We start from the raw sequence: 18,491 nt of genomic DNA on the forward strand, positions 1-18,491 counted from the left end.
CATCGAGGTGGCGAACATCAACGCAACGCCGGTGGAAGCTCGGCTCGGGGCGGACCTGATCTACTACCACGAGGCCACCCAGAGTTTCATTGCCAAGCGGCTTCCCTCAGAGGCAGGCGCCCGGTGGATGTATGCGGATGAGCAACTCCTCGGGCAACCTGACCGTTTGGATCGGGTGGCCGCGATGAGCAGAGCTCCATGGGTGCCTCACCCCCGCATCGAGGCAGCACAAGACCTTTCAGCGCTGGAAGCCGCGGCGGCGTAGTACGACTCAGTTGCGGCAGGAACGCGCAAGGTCATTGAGCACGCCGGTAGGGATCCGTGTACGGCTCCATGGACTGGCGGACCTCTTCCCGGACCGGGTCCATGAGAGGGCCGGGGGCGTAGTGGCGGGCCCGGGCCTTGCCGTGGGGGACGAGCCAGCCACGGGCCACGAGCTCACGGATGTCGCGGATGGCTTGTTGGTCGCTGAGGTCCGCGTCCTGCTGGTAGACGGTGCGGCGGACCTTCGCGTCCGAAAAGGCGGGGAGCAGGGCATAGACCACCCGCTCATCCAGGCCAGCTGCTTCGACACCTTCGACCAGACGGGTCCAGGCCCGCGACATGACATCGAAGCGCCGCTGAGCCTGCTGGGCCTGGCGGTGGTGGGCAGTCAGGCAGAACCGGATCCAGGGCCGGGTGTCCCGTTCCGGACTCCAGCGCGGGCCGCCCACGTTTTCTAGGACCTGGTAGTAGGCGTAGGTGTTCTGCCCCCGGCCGAGCCACTCCTCGATGGAGGAGAATTCGGGTGGCATCAGGGCCTCGCGGGAGAACACGAGGGTGGACAGAGCGCGGGACATTCGCCCGTTGCCGTCCTTCCACGGGTGGATCTTGACGAGGTTGAGGTGGGCCATGGAAGCGCGGACGTGGACGGGGGCGTCGAGATCGCCCTCGTTGAGCCAGTCGATGAACTCCGACATCAGAGCGGGAACGTCCGTCTTGTCGGGTGCGGTATAGGCGGGCACGAGGGGGTCGTCGGGGCTGGTGACGTAGACGGGGCCATCACGCCAGCGGCCGGGGCGCTTGTCGAGGTGGTGGCCCTGCAGCATGAAATGCAGGCCGTTGAGCAGGCCGGCGTCGTACCGGAAATCGTCACCGGCGTCGGCGAGGGCCTGGATGTAGGTCATGCCCCGCTGGTAGCCCTCCAGCTCGGCACGCGTCTTCTCCCCGGTCTCAAGGGGTTCCTCGCCGGAGATGAGGGCTTCCACGTCATCGACCGTCGCGGCGTATCCCTCGATGGTGTTCGATCCGGCGATCGCACGGGCGGTGAGGTTACGGCGCAGCTGGCGGGTCCATCGAGGGGTGGCCCGGAGCATGTGGTTCAAGGCGCGGCGCATGCTCTCGATCTCGTCGAGGGCCCGCCGGTCGTCGGCGTTCAGGGAGGGAGTCGCATACAGCATGTCTCCATGACATGATAATTGTGTCATGGAGTCAAGCGTGAATGGCTGTATCAGATCACCGTTGACGGAGCGTTCTTGCCGAGATGGATCTTGAACGCCTCGCGGATCCGGCCGCGCGTGCAGCCGACCGTGTTGACGTTGGCCCGGCGCGACCTCCCCCTCGTGACCGCGCTTGCGGGCGGAAGGAAACTTCCCTCCCAGCCGGCGATCACCACCCCCTCATCGAGCGCCTGCTTTTCGCGCTCCCCGAACTGGCCCCCCGCGGCCCGTCCAAGCTCTGGCATGGCTCCCCGCCCTCACGTGGCCCAATGGCCGCATCCGCATCGGGCGGCTCACTTTGCGGGCTGAATGCACTTGCGTGGGGTGGCGCAAGGACTGGCGTGGGGCAGTTCGAGCCGGTGGCGAAGAACAGAGCGGGCGCCGCTCAATGAAAAAGCCCTCCGCAAGTGATCTCGCGAAGGGCTCAAAACCGCCTCTGAACTGCATAAACATGTGCCCCCGGCAGGACTCGAACCTGCGGCCAAGCGCTTAGAAGGCGCCTGCTCTATCCACTGAGCTACGGGGGCAGGTGGTGGCCCGGGGCCCTGTGGGCGGGTCCGTTCCGGCCGGTCCTGACCTTGCCGGGACAAGGATAGGGCTCCGATCACCCCGACCCGGCTGCTTCACCTGCGTGACACGATGTGGAGGTTCAGTGAAGCGAACCGATAATCGCAGGTAGGTGCGATTCGTGCACCGCTTTTGACGTCTCGCGCCCCGGGTGTTGTGCACTCGTTATGCCTGCGTCCCACTCGTCCCCTCTGTCCCCCAGAGTGGAACCGCCGCGCAGAGGTGCCTATACGCTTCAAAAAGGCGCCAAAATTGGGCATTCTTCGCATGTGGTGACCATGGACGTACGGCCTCAGCTCATCGACGCACTTTCCGCCCTGCGCGACCGTGTCGCCGCCGTGCGTCTTCCACTGCCCCTCCCGGGGGCTGAACGGGCCCGGCAGACCAGGGTCGAACTGCTCGCGCAGCTCGACGACTATCTGCTGCCACGGCTCAAGGACCCCGAGGCTCCGCTGCTCGCGGTGATCGGCGGTTCCACCGGAGCGGGGAAGTCCACGCTGGTGAATTCCCTCGTGGGGTGCCGGGTCAGCCAGGCCGGTGTGCTGCGCCCGACGACGCGGACGCCGGTGCTCGTCTGCCACCCGGACGACCACCACTGGTTCGCCGGGGTACGGGTGCTGCCTCAGCTCACCAGGATCTGGCTGCCGCCGGGTCAGGTCAGGGACCCCGACGGGCTCGACGACCTCGGTGCCGCGGGCGGGGACGACGAAGGCACGGCCCTGCGGGTGGAGACCGCCGTCAGCCTGCCGCGCGGTCTCGCGCTGCTGGACGCGCCCGACATCGACTCCCTGGTCGTACGGAACCGGGTGCTCGCCGCGGAACTCATCTGCGCCGCCGACGTGTGGGTGATGGTGACCACCGCCTCCCGGTACGCCGACGCCGTGCCCTGGTATCTGCTCCGTACGGCCAAGGAGTACGACGCCTCGCTCGTCACCGTCCTCGACCGGGTGCCCCACCAGGTGATCGCCGAGGTCTCCCGGCAGTACGCGGCCCTGCTCACCAAGGCCGGACTGGGCGAGCTCCCCCGCTTCACCATCCCCGAGCTGCCCGAGTCCGCCGGCGGCGGCAGCGGTCTGCTGCCCACCACCGCCGTGGCCCCCCTGCGGGCCTGGCTCACCCACCGCGCCCAGGACCCGGCAGCCCGTCAGCAGGCCGTCGGGCGCACGGCGTCCGGGGTCATGCGGTCGCTGAACGTACGCATGCCGGAGCTGGCCGCAGCCGTCGCCGCGCAGTACGCGGCCTCGGTGCGGCTGACCGGCGTCGTCGAGGAGGCGTACCGGAAGGAGGCGGACCGAATCCGTCGCAGGCTCCAGAGCGGCGCCGTGCTCGCCGGGGACGCGCGGACGCGGTGGCGCGGCTATCCCCTGGACAGCTCTGCGGGGGAGCTGCTGGAGGCGCTGGTGGAGAGCCTCGTGGCGCTGCTCCAGTGCGCGGTGGCCGCCGCCGACGACGAGATCCGCACGAGGTGGCGGAAGGAACCGGCCTCCGGGGCGTTCCGCTTCGAGGACGCCGGCCGGGAAGCCGGCGGATGGGGACCGGCCGAGGACATCCAGGGCCGTATCGCGATGGCGGTACGGCGCTGGCGACGGGTGCTCGAAGAGCTGGCCGAGGAGGAGGTGCGGCTCCTGGAACGGAATGTCGCCCCCGACGCCGAGACCGTGGCCGCGCTGCTGGCCGCCGCCCTGCTCGGCGGGCGCCGCGCCCGCACCGCGGGGGAGCAGCTCGCGGAGCGGATCGGCGCCCAGGGCGCCCTGCGGCTGCGTGACAAGGGCGGCGCCCTGCTCACCACCTATCTCGACCAGGTCATGCACGGGGAGCGGGACCGGCGGCTCGCACCGCTCGACGCCCTGGACGTGGCCCCGGAACCGCAGGCCGAGCTGATCGCCGCGCTGTCCGTACTGCAGAAGGAGAGGGTGCAGCAATGACCGCCGTCACCGACCAGGACCAGGACCAGGGCCAGAACGAGGGCCGGAACCAAGGTCAGGACCAGGACCAGGACCAGGGCCAGAACCCGGCGCACGGGACCGGGGGCGGGCAGGCCGAGGAGCAGGAGGCGCGCGAGGGCGGCCGGGCGCGGGACGACCTGGGGCAGAAGCCGCGGGGCCCGGTGAAGGGCGAGAGCCGGGGCGGGCGCTGGGACGACGGGCTGATCGCCCGCCGTGCGGCCGCCGCGTCCGAGGAGGCCGGGGGCGCCGGTGACGGAGACGGTGACGGAGACGGGGACGGGCCGGACGGCGACGTGGGGACCCAGGTCGAGGCGTACGTACCGTCCACGGGGCCGCTCACCCAGCGCCTCGACTCCCTGCGGGACCTCGTCGGCCTGTCACGGGCCCGGCTGGACCGGGAGACCCTCGCAGAGGCGGGGCGCGTACTCGACGAGGCCGCGGCCCGTCAGCGGCTCTCCTCGCGGCACACCGTCGTGGCCATCGCCGGCGCGACCGGCAGCGGGAAGTCCACGCTCTTCAACGCCCTCGCGGGAGCCCAGATCTCCGACACCGGGCTGCGGCGGCCGACGACCGCGTCACCGATCGCGTGCAGCTGGACCGACGGGGCGGCAGGGCTCCTGGACCGGCTCGCGATCCCGGGGCGGCTGCGGCGCAGGCCGCAGCAGGGTGGCTCCGAAGCCGACGCGGCGCTCCAGGGCCTAGTCCTCATCGACCTGCCCGACCACGACTCGGCGGCGCCCGGGCACCGGGAGCAGGTGGACCGGGTGCTGGCCCTGGTCGACGCGGTGATCTGGGTCGTCGACCCCGAGAAGTACGCCGACGCGGCCCTCCATGAGCGCTATCTGCGGCCCCTGGCCGGGCACGCGGAGGTCACCTTCGTCGTCCTCAACCAGATCGACCGGCTGCCCGGGGACGCCGCCGACCTGGTCCTCGACGATCTGCGCCGCCTCCTCGACGAGGACGGCATCGCCCTGGGCGAACACGGCGAACCGGGCGCGACCGTCACTTCCCTGTCCGCGCTCACCGGCGACGGAATGGCCGAGCTGCGCGAGATGCTCGGCCGCTTCGTCCAGGAACGCACGGCCGCCGCCCGCCGGCTCTCCGCCGATGTCGACGCGGCGGCCGCGCGGCTCCGGCCCGTGTACGTCGCCGAGGGGAGGGCCGGACTCGGCGAACTGGCTCGGGAGGAGTTCACCGACCGGCTCGCGGAGGCCGTCGGTGCGGCGGCCGCCGGTCAGGCGGCCGAGCGAGCGTGGCGCAGGAATGCCGGACGGGCCTGCGGGACACCCTGGCTGCGGCTCTGGCGCTGGTACGAGTCCACCCGGCAGCTCGGCGGCCTGGACCGCATGGCCCAGGCCCTGGCCCCTGCCCCGCCGGAGGCGGAGATCACCGCCCGGCAGCGGGTCGAACAGGCGGTACGGGCCGTGGCGGACGACGCGTCCGCCGGGCTGCCGGGCCCCTGGGCGCAGGCCGTCAGGGAAGCGGCGGTCAACGGGGCGAAGGGGCTGCCCGAGGCCCTGGACGAACTGGCCCAGAACGCGAGCGCCGAGGGCCGGAACCGGTCGGCGGGCGGCAGGGGCTCCGGCGGCTCCGGCCAGGACACGCAGACCGGCAGGGCCAAGCCGGCGGGCAGGGGCTCGGGCCTGCCGCTCGGCCGGGCCGCGAAGCCCCCGCGTCCGGCCTGGTGGCCCGCGGCGGTGCTGGTGCAGGCGACGATGACCCTGCTCCAGATCTTCGGCGGGCTCTGGCTGCTCGGCCAGATCGTCGGCGTACTCGAACCGGGCCTGGTGACACCGGCCCTGGTGATGCTCGCCGGAGTCATCGGCGGGCCGCTCGTGGAGTGGTCCTGCGCGGCGGCTGCCCGCGGTCCGGCACGGCGGTACGGGCAGGAGGCGGAGCGGCGGCTGCGTGACGCGGCGGCCGGATGCGGCCGGGCCAGGGTCCTCGACCCGGTGTCCGCGGAACTCGCGCGCTACCGAGAGGTGCGGGAGAGGTACGTGGCGGTGACGGAGATTTCCACAACCGGCCGGTAGTCCACAGGCGTCAGCGGGATTTCCGTTCTCCGTCCAGCATGAAATCAGTGCGGGACACGGTGCACAGAGCGTGCACCGGTCCGGTACGCAGAGTCTGGACGGAGACGGAAGAATGAACGACACCTTTGTGACGCTGGTGGGAAACGCGGCGACCGGTGTGGAGTTCCGGGAGACGGCGACGGGCGGAATGGCGCGATTCCGTTTCGCCGTGACGGCGCGCCGCTGGGACCGCGAGAAGCAGGTCTGGGCCGACGGACGCACCAGCTTCTACACGGTGTGGGCCTGGCGCACGCTCGCGGTGAATCTGTCCGGCTCCGTCTCCGTGGGAGAACCACTCGTCGTGCACGGCCGTTTGAAGGTGCGCGAGGAGGAACGGGACGGTCAGCGGCGGACGTTCGTCGACGTCGAGGCGGTGGCGGTGGGCCACGACCTGACGCGGGGGACGGCGGCGTTCAGGCGGGTGCTCAGGGCGGAGCCCTCCCTGACGTCCCGCACGCCGAAGGGTGCGGAAGCCGGCGACGAGGATGCGGCGGAGCGTCAGGAACCAGCCACCGAGCTGGCGTCGGTGTCCTGAAAGGGCAGCGGATGCCGGATACAGCGATAACGATTACGAGTCGGAATGGTTGTCCGACCGTAAGACGGGGGACTGGGCTTCGCCCGGTCTTTAGGATTCCTCAGTATTCATGGGGCACTTGAGTCTGCTGGCGAGGCAATCCCCACACGCGCACCAAGCGCGAGGTTCTCGCCCGGAGGGGAATTCTGTGTTTTCTGCGTTCTCGGCGTCTTCCGGATCATCCGGGTCCTGTGCGTCCGCTCCGCCGTCCGGCACGCAGTCCGCGGCCTCGGCGACGAGCTCGGTACGGGGGCGCGCCCGCGGGCTCGTCAAAGTGGCCTCCACGCTGCTGGTCACGGGTCTCGTCGCGGCCGGCAGCCTCGCCGGTGCCACCGGGGCGGCGGCCGGGAGCGCCCCTCAGCACCAGGGTGGCGCGACCGCGGTCCTGGACGGGCTGAAGACCTTCGACCGCGCGGTGCTCAGCATCCCGGGTGAGAACGGCGAGAAGAACACCACACAGACGATCCCCGCCGGTCTCTTCGAGATGACCGTCGAAGGTGGCGGCAAGCTCAAGACCTACTGCGTCGACATCCACAACGCCACCCAGGACCAGGCGAAGTATCTGGAGACGTCCTGGGACCAGACGTCGCTCGGGGCCAACAAGAACGCCGGGAAGATCCGCTGGATACTCCAGCACTCCTACCCGCGGATCGACGACCTCGCGGCCCTGGCCCGCCGGGCGGGCACCGGGCCGCTCACCGAGCAGACGGCGGCCGCCGGAACGCAGGTCGCCATCTGGCGCCACTCGGACGACGTGCACGTCGAGGCCGCCGACCCGCAGGCCGAGAAGCTCGCCGACTGGCTGTCGGAGCACGCCTCCGCCTCCGCCGAGCCCAGGGCGTCCCTGGCTCTGGAGCCCGCCGCGGTCTCCGGCCGGGCCGGGGAGCGGCTCGGTCCGGTCACCGTCCGCACCAACGCGGACCAGGTCTCCCTGACGCCGCCCGCAGACGCCGCAAGCGGCGTGCGGATCACCGACAAGGACGGCAGGCCCGTCACCTCGGCGGCCGACGGTGCGCGGCTCTACTTCGACATACCGAAGGACGCCGCCGACGGCTCGGCCGCGCTGACCGTCCAGGCGACGACCTCCGTGCCGGTCGGCCGGGTCTTCGCCGGTGTCACCAGGAGCCAGACCCAGATCCTCGCCGGGTCCAGCGAGTCCACCGTCTCCGCCGCGGCCACCGCCACCTGGGCCGAGGCAGGGGCGGTTCCAGCCCTCACCGCGAAGAAGAACTGCGCCAAGGGCGGCGTGGACATCACCGCGAGCAACAAGGGGGACGCGCCGTTCACCTTCGAGCTGGCGGGCTCCGAGCACACCATCGCCGCCGGAGCCACCAGGACCGTGACGATCCCGGTCGCCGAGGACCAGGCGTACGACTTCACGATCACCGGGCCCGGCGGCCTGCAGAAGAACTTCACGGGCGTCCTGGACTGCGTCACGGCCTCCGGCGCCGCCGCCGGTGACCAGGGCGGCATCGGCACCCAGAGCGCCAGGCAGCCCGTCCCGGCCTCCACGGGCACCAGTTCCACGGGACTGGAGGGCGACCTCGCCGAGACCGGCGGTTCCAATGCCACCCCGATCATCGCGGGCGTCGCCATCGCCCTCGTCGTCATCGGCGGCGGCTCGATCCTCCTCCTGCGGCGCAGGAAGCCGGGCGACGACAGCGAGTGAGTGAGTGACCACGGGCACGTACTGACGTGCGCCGCGACGGGCCCGGTACGCAGCCGCGTACCGGGCCCGACGCGTCTTCGGGGCCGGGCGGAAGGCGTCACAGCGGGTAATGGGGAGCGGACTGGTTTCCGTCCGGTGGCAGGCGTCAGGCAAGATGGGTGTATCTGCCCACACCTCTATTGCTGCCGGACGGTTTCTCTTGGCTGAGTTCATCTACACCATGCGCAAGACGCGCAAGGCGCACGGCGACAAGGTGATTCTCGATGACGTCACCCTGAACTTCCTGCCCGGCGCAAAGATCGGTGTCGTGGGACCCAACGGTGCCGGTAAGTCCACGGTACTGAAGATCATGGCGGGCCTTGAGCAGCCGTCCAACGGCGAGGCGTACATCACGCCCGGCTTCAGCGTCGGCATCCTCATGCAGGAGCCGAAGCTCGACGAGTCGAAGACCGTCCTGGAGAACGTCCAGGACGGCGCCGCCGACATCATGGGCAAGCTCAAGCGCTTCAACGAGGTCGCCGAGCTCATGGCGACCGACTACTCCGACGCGCTCATGGACGAGATGGGCAAGCTCCAGGAGGACCTGGACCACGCCAACGCGTGGGACCTGGACGCCCAGCTGGAGCAGGCCATGGACGCCCTGGGCTGCCCGCCCGGCGACTGGCCCGTCACCAACCTCTCCGGTGGCGAGAAGCGCCGTGTCGCGCTCTGCAAGCTCCTCATCGAGGCCCCGGACCTGCTCCTCCTCGACGAGCCCACCAACCACCTCGACGCCGAGTCGGTGAACTGGCTGGAGCAGCACCTCTCGAAGTACGCGGGCTGCGTCATCGCCGTCACTCACGACCGGTACTTCCTCAACAACGTCGCCGAGTGGATCCTTGAGCTCGACCGCGGCCGCGCGATCGCCTACGAGGGCAACTACTCCACGTACCTGGAGAAGAAGCAGGCGCGCCTCAAGGTCGAGGGCCGCAAGGACGAGAAGCGCCAGAAGCGGCTCAAGGAAGAGCTTGAGTGGGTCCGCTCCAACGCCAAGGGCCGGCAGACCAAGTCCAAGGCACGTCTCGCCCGGTACGAGGAGATGGCGGCCGAGGCGGACAAGATGCGGAAGCTGGACTTCGAGGAGATCCAGATTCCGCCGGGCCCGCGGCTCGGTTCCATCGTCGTCGAGGTCGAGAACCTCTCGAAGGCGTTCGGCGACAAGGTCCTCATCGACGACCTGTCCTTCACGCTGCCGCGCAACGGCATCGTCGGCATCATCGGTCCGAACGGCGCGGGCAAGACCACGCTGTTCAAGATGATCCAGGGCCTGGAGACGCCGGACACCGGCGCCATCAAGGTCGGCGACACGGTCAAGATCTCCTACGTCGACCAGTCCCGCGCCAACATCGACCCGAAGAAGACCCTCTGGGCCGTCGTGTCGGACGAGCTGGACTACATCAACGTCGGCCAGGTCGAGATGCCGTCGCGGGCGTACGTCTCCGCGTTCGGCTTCAAGGGTCCGGACCAGCAGAAGCCGGCCGGTGTCCTCTCCGGTGGTGAGCGCAACCGCCTCAACCTGGCGCTGACGCTCAAGGAGGGCGGCAACCTGCTGCTCCTCGACGAGCCCACCAACGACCTCGACGTGGAGACCCTGTCCTCGCTCGAGAACGCCCTGCTCGAGTTCCCGGGTGCGGCCGTGGTCATCTCCCACGACCGTTGGTTCCTGGACCGCGTCGCCACGCACATCCTGGCGTACGAGGGCGAGTCCAAGTGGTACTGGTTCGAGGGCAACTTCGAGTCGTACGAGAAGAACAAGGTCGAGCGTCTCGGTGCGGACGCGGTCCGCCCGCACCGTGCCACGTACAAGAAGCTCACGCGAGGCTGATCGTCTTGGCTCGTCACATCTACAGCTGCCCGATGCGCTGGTCGGACATGGATGCCTTCGGCCACGTGAACAACGTGGTCTTCCTCCGCTACCTGGAGGAGGCGCGCATCGACTTCATGTTCCGGCTGGCGCCGGGGGACGGCTCGCCGTCCTTCTCGGGCGGGTCCGTCGTGGCCCGGCACGAGATCGACTACGTACGGCCGCTGGTCCACCGGCACGCTCCGGTGACCGTCGAGTCGTGGGTCACGAAGATAGGCGCCGCTTCGCTCACGATCGCGTACGAGATCAAGGACCCGGACCAGGTGTACGTACGGGCGTCGACCGTTGTCGTCCCGTACAACCTGGCCGAGGAGCGGCCTCGGCGGATCTCCGCCGAGGAGAAGCTCTTCCTCCAGGAGTTCCTGGCCGAGGAGCCCGCCGCCGTATGACGGTGCCCGTGCAGTCGCTGCTGTTCGCCGACCCGAGGGAGGCGGCGGATCTCGCCGCCTTCCTCGGCCGGCTGCTCCACTACGACCGGGCGGCCGCCGTCCGGTTGCAGGCAGGCGGCGGCGCACTGGCCGTGTTCGGCCGGCCGCCGTCGTTCGAGGTCCTCGCGATCCGGACGGCGCGGCTGGCCGCCACGCACACCTTCGATGTGACCGTGTCCGCCGGTGAACTCCTCGAATCACTGGAGGAGTCGACCGGCTCGGGCGCCGTCCCGGCGCCGGTCACGGGACCGCCGTGGGCGGGAGTGCTCCCGCCCCGCGGCGGCTGGCGCGAACAGCCCGGACTGCCCGACCCGATGGCCCTGCGCGCTCAACTCACCGCCGCTGTCGCGGAGTTCCGTACTCGCGACGAAGCACTGCCCGAGGACCGGCGCACCAGGGCCGAACGCGATCTGATCGGCCGCGAGATCTGGTCGCGCCCGGTCGGCACCACGCACCTTCCGCTGCGCGCCGTCCACGCCGCCCAGTCCCTGGGCTTCCTGCGCGCCGCCCCTGACTTCCCGGTGACCCTGCTGGCCTCCGGGCCCTGGCTCCGGCTGCGCACGCCCTTCGGCTCGGTCATCGTCCGCGGCCCGGGTGCCGGGCTCGGCACGCTCGCCGTGACGGTCGGCAGCACGCACTGACCACGCAGGAGCGGTAGAGCACGGCGAAGGCCGCGGTGGAGAAGGGCGGAGGCCGTGCACCCCGTAGCGGACGGCCTCCCGTTCTACTCCTCGCGCCCGTCCGGCCACACCCCGATGTGATCCTGCTCCAGCTCCAGCATCACCCGGTGCTCCATGCCCAGCGCCCCGGTGTAGTCGGCGGGCAGTTGGAGCCGGCCGGCGCGGTCGAGCATCGCGTACTCGCGGGCCACCTGCGACTCCTGGCCCGTCGCCGCGTCGACCTCCGTGTGCCGCAGCACCTCGGAGGACGTACGGCCGTCGCGGATGGCGACCGTACGGCGCACCTCGCTCGCGACCGCCTGGTCGTGCGTCACGATCACGATCGACGTGCCCAGCTCCTCGTTGGCGCGGCGGAACGCGGCGAACACCTGGTCCCCGGTGGCCGAGTCGAGCTCGCCGGTCGGTTCGTCGGCGAGCAGCACCGAGGGGGAGTTGGCCAGCGCCACCGCGATCGCCACCCGCTGCTGCTGTCCGCCGGACATCTGCTGGGGGCGCCGGTCGCGGCAGTCCGCCACCTCCAGCATCTGGAGCAACGACTCGGCGCGGGCGGCGTGTTCGCCGCGCCGGCCGCCGCCGCGCAACTGCATCGGCAGCGTGATGTTCTGGACGGCGGTGAGATACGGCAGCAGGTTGCGGGCGGTCTGCTGCCACACGAACCCGACGACGTCGCGGCGGTAGCGCAGCCGCTCCTTCTTGCCCATGGACAGCAGATCGCAGCCCGCGACCTTCGCCGACCCGGCCGTGGGCACGTCGAGGCCCGCCAGGATGTTCATCAGTGTCGACTTGCCGCTGCCCGAGGCGCCCACCAGCGCCATCAACTCGCCCTCGGTGACGAGCAGATCGAGGCCCTGCAGGGCCTGCACCTCCACCCCGTCCGTGGTGAAGATGCGCACCAGCCGGTCGCAGGCGATCAGCGCGTCATGGCCGTACGACGGCCGGTCGCGGTGTGCGGCGGCGCGCTGTTCGAGCTCCGCCAGGGTGGTCTCGGTCGACGACGTCATCGGGTGTCTCCTGCCCTGAGTTCGGTGATCGATCCACGACGGCTCGCCCACCATGCCTGGACACCGGCGACGGCGGCGGCGAGGAGGACCACGCCGATCGCGGGAAGCGCCAGTGACCAGAGGTCGGCCCGCAGTGAAGCGGTGTGCGGTACATCGGCGCCGCGTGCGCCGGACAGCGCCAGCGAGACCAGGTCGACGCCCGGTGCCAGCAGGGCGATGGTGGTCCAGCCGACGAGCAGACCGCCGAGGGCGGCCAGCAGCGCCTGCGGCATCGCCTCGAAGGCGAGCAGCCGCCTGCCCTGCCGGGTGGTCAGCCCCATGGTGCGCAGTCTCGCCAGCAGGGTGGTGCGCTCGGGCGCGGTCCGGAGCAGGGACAGCAGGACGGCGAGCAGCGCGTACCCGGCCCCCGCCACGATTCCGGCGCCGTAGATGCGCTCGGCACCGGACTGCACGGGCGTGTCGACGAACGACTCGCGCTCCTCGGACCGCAGGCGTACGACGAAGTCCTCGCCCGCGTCCCGGGCCGCTGCCTTCAGCGCCTTCGCGTCCAGCGCGTCCCCGGTGACCAGCAGCGCGGTGGTCTGCCGCTGGGTGAGGGAGGCGGAGTTGACGATCAGGAACGAGGAACCGGTCACGGCGGGAGTGACCTGGCGGACCGCCACGACCCGCACTTTGAAGTCCCCGGCCAGGGTGTCGATGGCCTGCGGCTGGTCACCGAGGCGCTCGGCGACGGACGGCGACGCGATCGCGGGCAGCACCCGGTCCGCCGAGTAGGGCGCGCCCTCGGGCAGCGGCGCCGAGGGGCCGGTGGCCTTCAGCAGGGCGGGAGGGAACGACCCGGCTCCGGTGCCGCGGGCCAGCCGGTCGTACGACGCGGGGTCGACGCCGACCAGCGTCGCCCCCTTGTTGCTCTCGGAGCCGCCTTCGCCGGGCGGCAGCACGACGCTGTAGTCGATCTGTACGGGCGCCACATCCCGAACACCGCCTGCCGCCCGTACCTCCTCGGCGAATCGGTCCGTCACCGGCCTCGCGTCACCCCGCGCGCTGATCCGGGCGTCCGCACCGACGGCCGCCAGTGCCGCCGCGTCCCGGGCGTCCGCGACACCGGCGAGCACCGAACCGCCGAACGCCGCCGTGGTCAGTGCCACCAGCAGCGCGAGCAACGGAAGCGTGCCGCTCGCCGACGAGCGTCCGGCACGGGCCAGCGACAGGAAGCCGACCGCTCCCCGCGTCCGCGCGACGGCGCGGGACGCCAGGCGCAGCGGCAGCGGGTAGAGCCGTACGAGGAGCAGTGCCGCGATCAGGCCGACCAGGACGGGTGCGGCGCTGACCAGCAGGTCGGTGCCGCCGGGCGAGCCCGTGCCCCGGCGGCGCAGCGCGGTGACCGCGCCGGTCGCCAGGACCAGCACGGTCAGTTCGGCGACGGTGCGCCGCCGTGAGGGCCTGGCATTCATCAGATCGTCGCGGGCGCCGTGCAGTTGGGGCCTGCGGTGCTGGAGCGTCGTACTCAGCGGGAGGGCGACACAGACCAGCGCCGCGACCGCCCCGGCGCCCACCGCCGCCGGCCACAGCCGGGCCTGCCCGACGAGGAGTACGGCGAGCAGCAGGCCGAGGGCCGCCGCGGGGACCACGAGCACGGCCGTCTCGGCGAACAGCCTTCTGCCGATACCGGCGAGGGAAGCGCCGCGCGAGCGCAGCAGGGACAGCTCCCTGTGCCGGCGGGCGGCGGTCAGCCCACCCGTCATCAGCAGGACGACACCGGCGACCGAGCCGATCCCGGCCGCGGCGACCGCGACCACCGGGCTGATCGCGGACCGCATCGCTTCGTGAGCGCCCAGGATCTCGTCCAGATCGGTGCTCAGCGTCACGGTGGGGCCCGCGATGTCCCGCAGCTTCAGCAGTTCGGGGCCGCTTTCCAGGGACGCGACGGCGTCCAGGAGCGGGGCGGCGTCGGTCGCGGTCAGATGCGTGGTGTCCGGCGCGATGTGCCAGAACAGCTCCGGCTCGCCCGTCGTGGAGAGCAGCGCGGGTCCGGCGTCCGGCGACAGCAGCAGTGCGGCCACCCAGTAGAAGGTGGGTACGGGCTGGCCGGGGTCCGCGACCAGGGACGGGGCACGCATCAGGGGTTCGGCGGACCAGTAGGCGTCGCCGGGGTGCCGCGGTGTGATGGTGCCGGTGACGCGTACGGTCAGGGGCTTCCCGTCGTGCGTGGGCACGGCGACCGTCGAACCGATCTCGAAGCGCAGCGCGGCCGCGGTCTCGGCCGGGACGACCGCCTCCACCTCACGGGTGCCGGCGGTCACCGTGCCCCGGGCCGCGGGCCAGCGCCCGGACTTCAGCGTGCTGTGCTCGGACAGTGCCGAAGGGGCGATGTAGGTGAACTGCGGCGGCTGGGCGTTAGGGCGCGGCAGATAGGGCTCGCTCGCCGTGAGCGGGTTCGTGGTCCGCACCCCGTACGAGGAACGCGACGCGTCGGGGCGTACCGGGCTGGGCAGCGTGCCCAGGAGCTCACCGTGGACTCTCGACAGCTCCTCCCTGCGCGCCGCGTCGGCCCTCTCGTCGAGCGAGGACCCGTCGGGCGGCGTCGTCGCTTCGAGCAGGCTGCGTCCGGGACTCAGGGAGCCGACGTCATGACGGAGCCCCTTCGTCTCGTACGCGTCCACGGAGCGCGGGAACGCGGCGGCGAGGAACGCGGTCAGCAGCACGAGCACCGCGAGCGCGACGGAGGAGCCGGGGGCGGTACGCAGCCGCGTACGGACCCAGGGGGCGCAGGCTGCGGGACCACGGGGGGCGCGGCCGGAAGGGGCGTTCTTGTCGGCGCTCATGTCAGTTGTCCCCCTGGTGGCGCAGCGATACCGCCGGGTCGGCCCGGCGCAGCGCGATCGCCGCGACGATCAGCAGCGGAAGCGCGGCGACGCCGGCCAGCAGCCCGGCGACCTGCCAGACCGGCAACTGCACCAGCACGGCCGGTACGGGCTGGGCGGCCTGCCCGGTCAGCACGATGAGCGGCACCACGGCTCTGGTCAGGACCGCGCCGAGTGCCAGCCCGGCCAGCAGTCCGATGGCGATCAGCACGCCCTGCTCGGCGGCGATCATGCGGGCCAGCTGGCGGCGCGGAGCCCCCAGTGCCCGCAGCACGGCGAATTCGGCGGACCGTTCGCGCTGGGAGCCGACGGCGCTCACCGCGAAGCCGACCGCGGCCAGCGCGGCGGCGACCACGGCGACGGCCAGCAGGGCGGACTGCGGACCCGCGCCCAGCGGGTCGCCGACCAGGTCCTTCGCCACCTCGTCGCGCACATGGACCTGCGCCGGGTCGGTGTCGGGGAGGGCGCGCAGCTGGGCGGCGACCTTCTCCGCCTCCCCGGGGCCGGTGCTCAGCCACCACTCGGTGGGGCTGAGGAACGAAGCCGACTTCTCCGCGAACACCTGGGTGAGGGCCTTGAGATCGAGCAGCAGCGCCCCACCGTCCCCGCTCGCACCCGACGAACCGGCAGCGGCGGCGGCAGGGCCCGTCGTGGGCAGTTGCCTGACCACGTCCACGATCTTCACGCGCATCTGCACACCGCCCAGCGGCACATCGACGCTCTGCCCCTTCTTCGCGCCCGACGCCTTCAGGAACGCGTCCGTGGCGATCGCGTGCAGCGCCGGGGCCTTCGGCCGGGCGACGGTGACACGGACGCTGTTCGTCGGCGGAAGGAACGTCGCGACCTCCGCGGACATGAAGCCGGTGTTGTAGGCGACGGACAGCGCGGTCCCGGCGGGTGCCGTCGGCTTGAGCGTGTGGGCCGGCTGGTCCTCGCCCGGGGCGCCGGCCGTCAGGGCCGCCTTCCACCGGAAGCCGTCAGGCACGGGCACCGGCCGCTCCCCGCCGCCGGCCGTCACGGCCCGCAGGGCGGTCACCGTCAGCCGGTGCTCCTCGGCCGTGCCGATGGGCGGTTTGTCGTCCAGTTCGAAGCCGGTCACGGCCAGTCCGGCCGCGGCGGAGACCGCCACGGACACGGTGTGCGGCTTGCCGTCGGCCGGCACCGGGCCGACGAGGGCCCGGAACGGCAGGCCGAAGCGGTCCTCCAGCAGGACACCGATCTGCGGCGTTCGGCCGGACGGGGACGCGCCCCCGCGAGCGGCCGTTTCGGCGATCCGCAGATCGAACGTCAGCCGTGTGCTCCCCTTCGGCAGCACCAGTCCCGGCCGGGCGGCCCCCGGCGGAGCCAGTGAGCTCAGGAGCTTCGCCGGGGACTCGTCGGCCAGATCCTCACGCAGCATCAGGTGCTCGTCGGCGTGCGCGGTGTCCAACGCGAGGATCTGGGCCGTGCGTTCACCCGAGAGCTCCGTGCTCGTGCGGTACGCGGGCGCGGCCTCGCGCACTCCCGACAGCGTGCTGTACGTGTCCGCCTTCGCCGGATCGGGGTTCAGCACCCCCGTCATCCGCACGGACGCGCCGGACCTGAAGTCGGCCTGGTCACCCTGCGAGCGGTCCCAGGACGCGCTCTGGCCGATCGCCAGCATGCCCATCGCGACGGACAGCACGAGCAGCAGCACCGGACCCGCGCCGCGCAGCGGCCGGCGGCTGAACTGCCAGCCGGCCAGCGCCGTGGGCAGCCCCCGGCCGCTCGCGGCGCGGCGCTCGGCGAGCTTGGCCGCGGGCGGCAGCAGCCGCAGGGTCAGGACCGTGCCGGCGAGAAGGGCCAGCGCAGGGGCGGCGACGAGCAGCGGATCGATACCGAGCTCGCCGTCCTGGTCCCCGCTCAGGGCGCCACTGCCGGCGGCACCGGTCTGCCGGTCGAGCTGCCAGTACGCCACCGCGGCGACCAGCAGCAGACCCACGTCGGCGCCCGCCCGCACGGGGGCGGGGAGTGCGGCCGCACGGCCGCGCCCCGTGCCGCCCGACGACAGCGCGGGCGCCACCACGGCGAGCGCACAGGCCAGCGCGACCCCCGCGGCGACCAGCCACACGGTGCCGGACGCCGTTTCTCCCAGCCGGACCCCGATCCGCGAGAGCTCACTGCGTTCGGCGAGCAGCCGGGTCAACGGCCCGGCGAGCAGCGGGGCGACGACGGCCGCGGGCACCGCCAGCATCAGGGCCTCGATCGCGGCGAACGAGATGATCCGGCCCCGCGAGCCGCCACGTGCCCGCAGCAGTTCCGTCTCCCCACCGCGCTCGCTGCTCAGCAGCCGGGCCACCAGCAGCAGGGCGTAGGCGGCGAGCAGGACCAGCTGGACGGCGACGATCATCAGGGTCGAGCGGGAGACCAGCAGCGCCTTCTCGATCTGTTCGAGCACCGTGGGCAGCGACGTCCGCACGGAGGCGCCGTCCTTGAACGCCTCGGTGGCGAGCAGCGCCTCCGGGCCGCTGGTCGACGCCTGGCGCAGCGCGTCCATCCGGCCGGTCGTGACCGCCCGGAAGTCCGCGCCGGCCAGCCAGGACATCTCGCCCGAACTGACCCGGCCGGAGTCGAGCACGGTGGGATCGGTGAGCAGCGGACCGTAGGTGGTGAAGACGACCTTGCGGACGCCGCGTCCGGCGAGCGGGTCCAGCTGCCAGTACGGATCGGCCTGGTCGGCGGCCTCGTACAGACCCGTGATCAGGATCTCCAGCGGCTTTCCGCCCAGCCGGTCGGTGAGGGTGAGCCGGGTGCCCGGCTTCACCTTCAGCACCTCGGCTGCGGTAGCGGGCAGTGCGACCCGCACCGGCCCGTCGGTCTTCCCGCTCCCGCCCTCGGGCATGCGGCCGGCGGTGAGCCGGACACGGCTGTGATCCAGCGCGGCGAACTGCGTCAGATCGGGGTCGCCGCGCCTGGCGGCCGGGCCCTGGAGGCTGCGTGGCAGGGCGTACGGCCCGGAGTGCTCCAGCTTCCGTACGCTCACGGGCAGCCCGGCGAAAGAGTCACGGGCCGCCTCGCGAGCGGCGGCGTCGGCCTGCTCGCGCTGGTCGCGGTCCACCTGGGCGGATATGACGAGCGAGGCGGAGGCGGCCGAGCGGTGGGTGAGCGAATGCCGCAGGGCGGCGTCGCCGACGGAGCCGGAGAACGCGGTGAGCGCGGCAAGTACGGACGTGGTCAGCAGCACCGCCAGTACGGCGGCGGCGAGCAGGAGCCGGTGGGCCCGCACCCGCAGAAAGACGAACCCCGTCACCTGACCCCCCAGAACCCTGTGTATGCACGCCCCCCGACGCT

General features: G+C 71.8%; 12 protein-coding genes and 1 tRNA gene. 7 read left to right on the forward strand and 6 right to left on the reverse strand.

Going from position 1 to position 18,491, the window contains the following annotated elements; all coding sequences use genetic code 11:
* Nucleotides 1–296 precede the first annotated feature (296 nt).
* The 3 genes from ACFWSK_RS20680 to ACFWSK_RS20690 form a co-directional block, all read right to left on the reverse strand.
* Nucleotides 297–1,439 (reverse strand): Fic family protein, encoded by a 1,143-nt coding sequence (locus ACFWSK_RS20680; protein ID WP_383788116.1) that lies wholly within the window; start codon nt 1,437–1,439, stop codon nt 297–299.
* 50 nt (nt 1,440–1,489) lie between these two features.
* On the reverse strand, nt 1,490–1,723 hold the full coding sequence (locus ACFWSK_RS20685; protein ID WP_383788119.1) for a hypothetical protein: 234 nt from the start codon (nt 1,721–1,723) through the stop codon (nt 1,490–1,492).
* A 209-nt stretch (nt 1,724–1,932) separates the two neighbouring features.
* Nucleotides 1,933–2,005: transfer RNA gene (locus tag ACFWSK_RS20690), tRNA-Arg, on the reverse strand.
* Between the two features lie 318 nt (nt 2,006–2,323).
* Between ACFWSK_RS20690 and ACFWSK_RS20695 the strand changes: the two genes are divergently transcribed.
* The 7 genes from ACFWSK_RS20695 (at nt 2,324) to ACFWSK_RS20725 (ending at nt 11,278) form a co-directional block, all read left to right on the forward strand.
* The gene (locus tag ACFWSK_RS20695; RefSeq protein WP_383788123.1) at nt 2,324–3,970 is read left to right on the forward strand and encodes an ATP-binding protein; all 1,647 of its coding nucleotides are present in this window, start codon (nt 2,324–2,326) and stop codon (nt 3,968–3,970) included.
* Nucleotides 3,967–6,024 (forward strand): GTPase, encoded by a 2,058-nt coding sequence (locus ACFWSK_RS20700; RefSeq protein ID WP_383788126.1) that lies wholly within the window; start codon nt 3,967–3,969, stop codon nt 6,022–6,024. The genes ACFWSK_RS20695 and ACFWSK_RS20700 overlap by 4 nt, the downstream gene beginning before the upstream one ends.
* Before the next feature lie 112 nt (nt 6,025–6,136).
* The gene (locus ACFWSK_RS20705; protein ID WP_383788129.1) at nt 6,137–6,598 is read left to right on the forward strand and encodes a single-stranded DNA-binding protein; all 462 of its coding nucleotides are present in this window, start codon (nt 6,137–6,139) and stop codon (nt 6,596–6,598) included.
* 313 nt (nt 6,599–6,911) lie between these two features.
* Nucleotides 6,912–8,306: an LAETG motif-containing sortase-dependent surface protein gene (locus ACFWSK_RS20710; protein ID WP_383788132.1), complete on the forward strand. Its 1,395-nt coding sequence runs from the start codon at nt 6,912–6,914 to the stop codon at nt 8,304–8,306.
* A gap of 199 nt (nt 8,307–8,505) precedes the next feature.
* Nucleotides 8,506–10,170 carry an energy-dependent translational throttle protein EttA gene (ettA, locus tag ACFWSK_RS20715; RefSeq protein WP_383788135.1) on the forward strand — a complete coding sequence of 555 codons (1,665 nt, stop codon included), beginning with the start codon at nt 8,506–8,508 and terminating at the stop codon, nt 10,168–10,170.
* Nucleotides 10,171–10,175: 5 nt separating this feature from the next.
* Nucleotides 10,176–10,598, forward strand: coding sequence for an acyl-CoA thioesterase (locus ACFWSK_RS20720; RefSeq protein ID WP_383788138.1), 423 nt, complete (start codon nt 10,176–10,178; stop codon nt 10,596–10,598).
* Entirely contained in the window at nt 10,595–11,278 is a 684-nt protein-coding gene (locus ACFWSK_RS20725; protein WP_383788141.1) for a hypothetical protein, read from the forward strand. Before ACFWSK_RS20720 ends, ACFWSK_RS20725 begins: the two co-directional genes overlap by 4 nt.
* 83 nt (nt 11,279–11,361) lie before the next feature.
* On the opposite strand, the gene ACFWSK_RS20730 is transcribed toward ACFWSK_RS20725, so the two are convergent.
* From ACFWSK_RS20730 to ACFWSK_RS20740, 3 genes are read right to left on the reverse strand one after another with little or no spacing between them, the layout of a single operon-like run.
* Complete coding sequence (locus ACFWSK_RS20730) at nt 11,362–12,318, reverse strand: ABC transporter ATP-binding protein (RefSeq protein ID WP_383788144.1); 957 nt, start codon at nt 12,316–12,318, stop codon at nt 11,362–11,364.
* Nucleotides 12,315–15,143, reverse strand: coding sequence for an FtsX-like permease family protein (locus ACFWSK_RS20735; protein WP_383788146.1), 2,829 nt, complete (start codon nt 15,141–15,143; stop codon nt 12,315–12,317). Before ACFWSK_RS20735 ends, ACFWSK_RS20730 begins: the two co-directional genes overlap by 4 nt.
* A gap of 1 nt (nt 15,144) precedes the next feature.
* A complete protein-coding gene (locus tag ACFWSK_RS20740; protein ID WP_383788149.1) occupies nt 15,145–18,450 on the reverse strand; it encodes an FtsX-like permease family protein in 3,306 nt (1,101 codons plus the stop codon).
* Nucleotides 18,451–18,491 lie beyond the last annotated feature (41 nt).

The organism is Streptomyces sp. NPDC058620 (assembly GCF_042717135.1).
Lineage (GTDB): Bacteria > Actinomycetota > Actinomycetes > Streptomycetales > Streptomycetaceae > Streptomyces.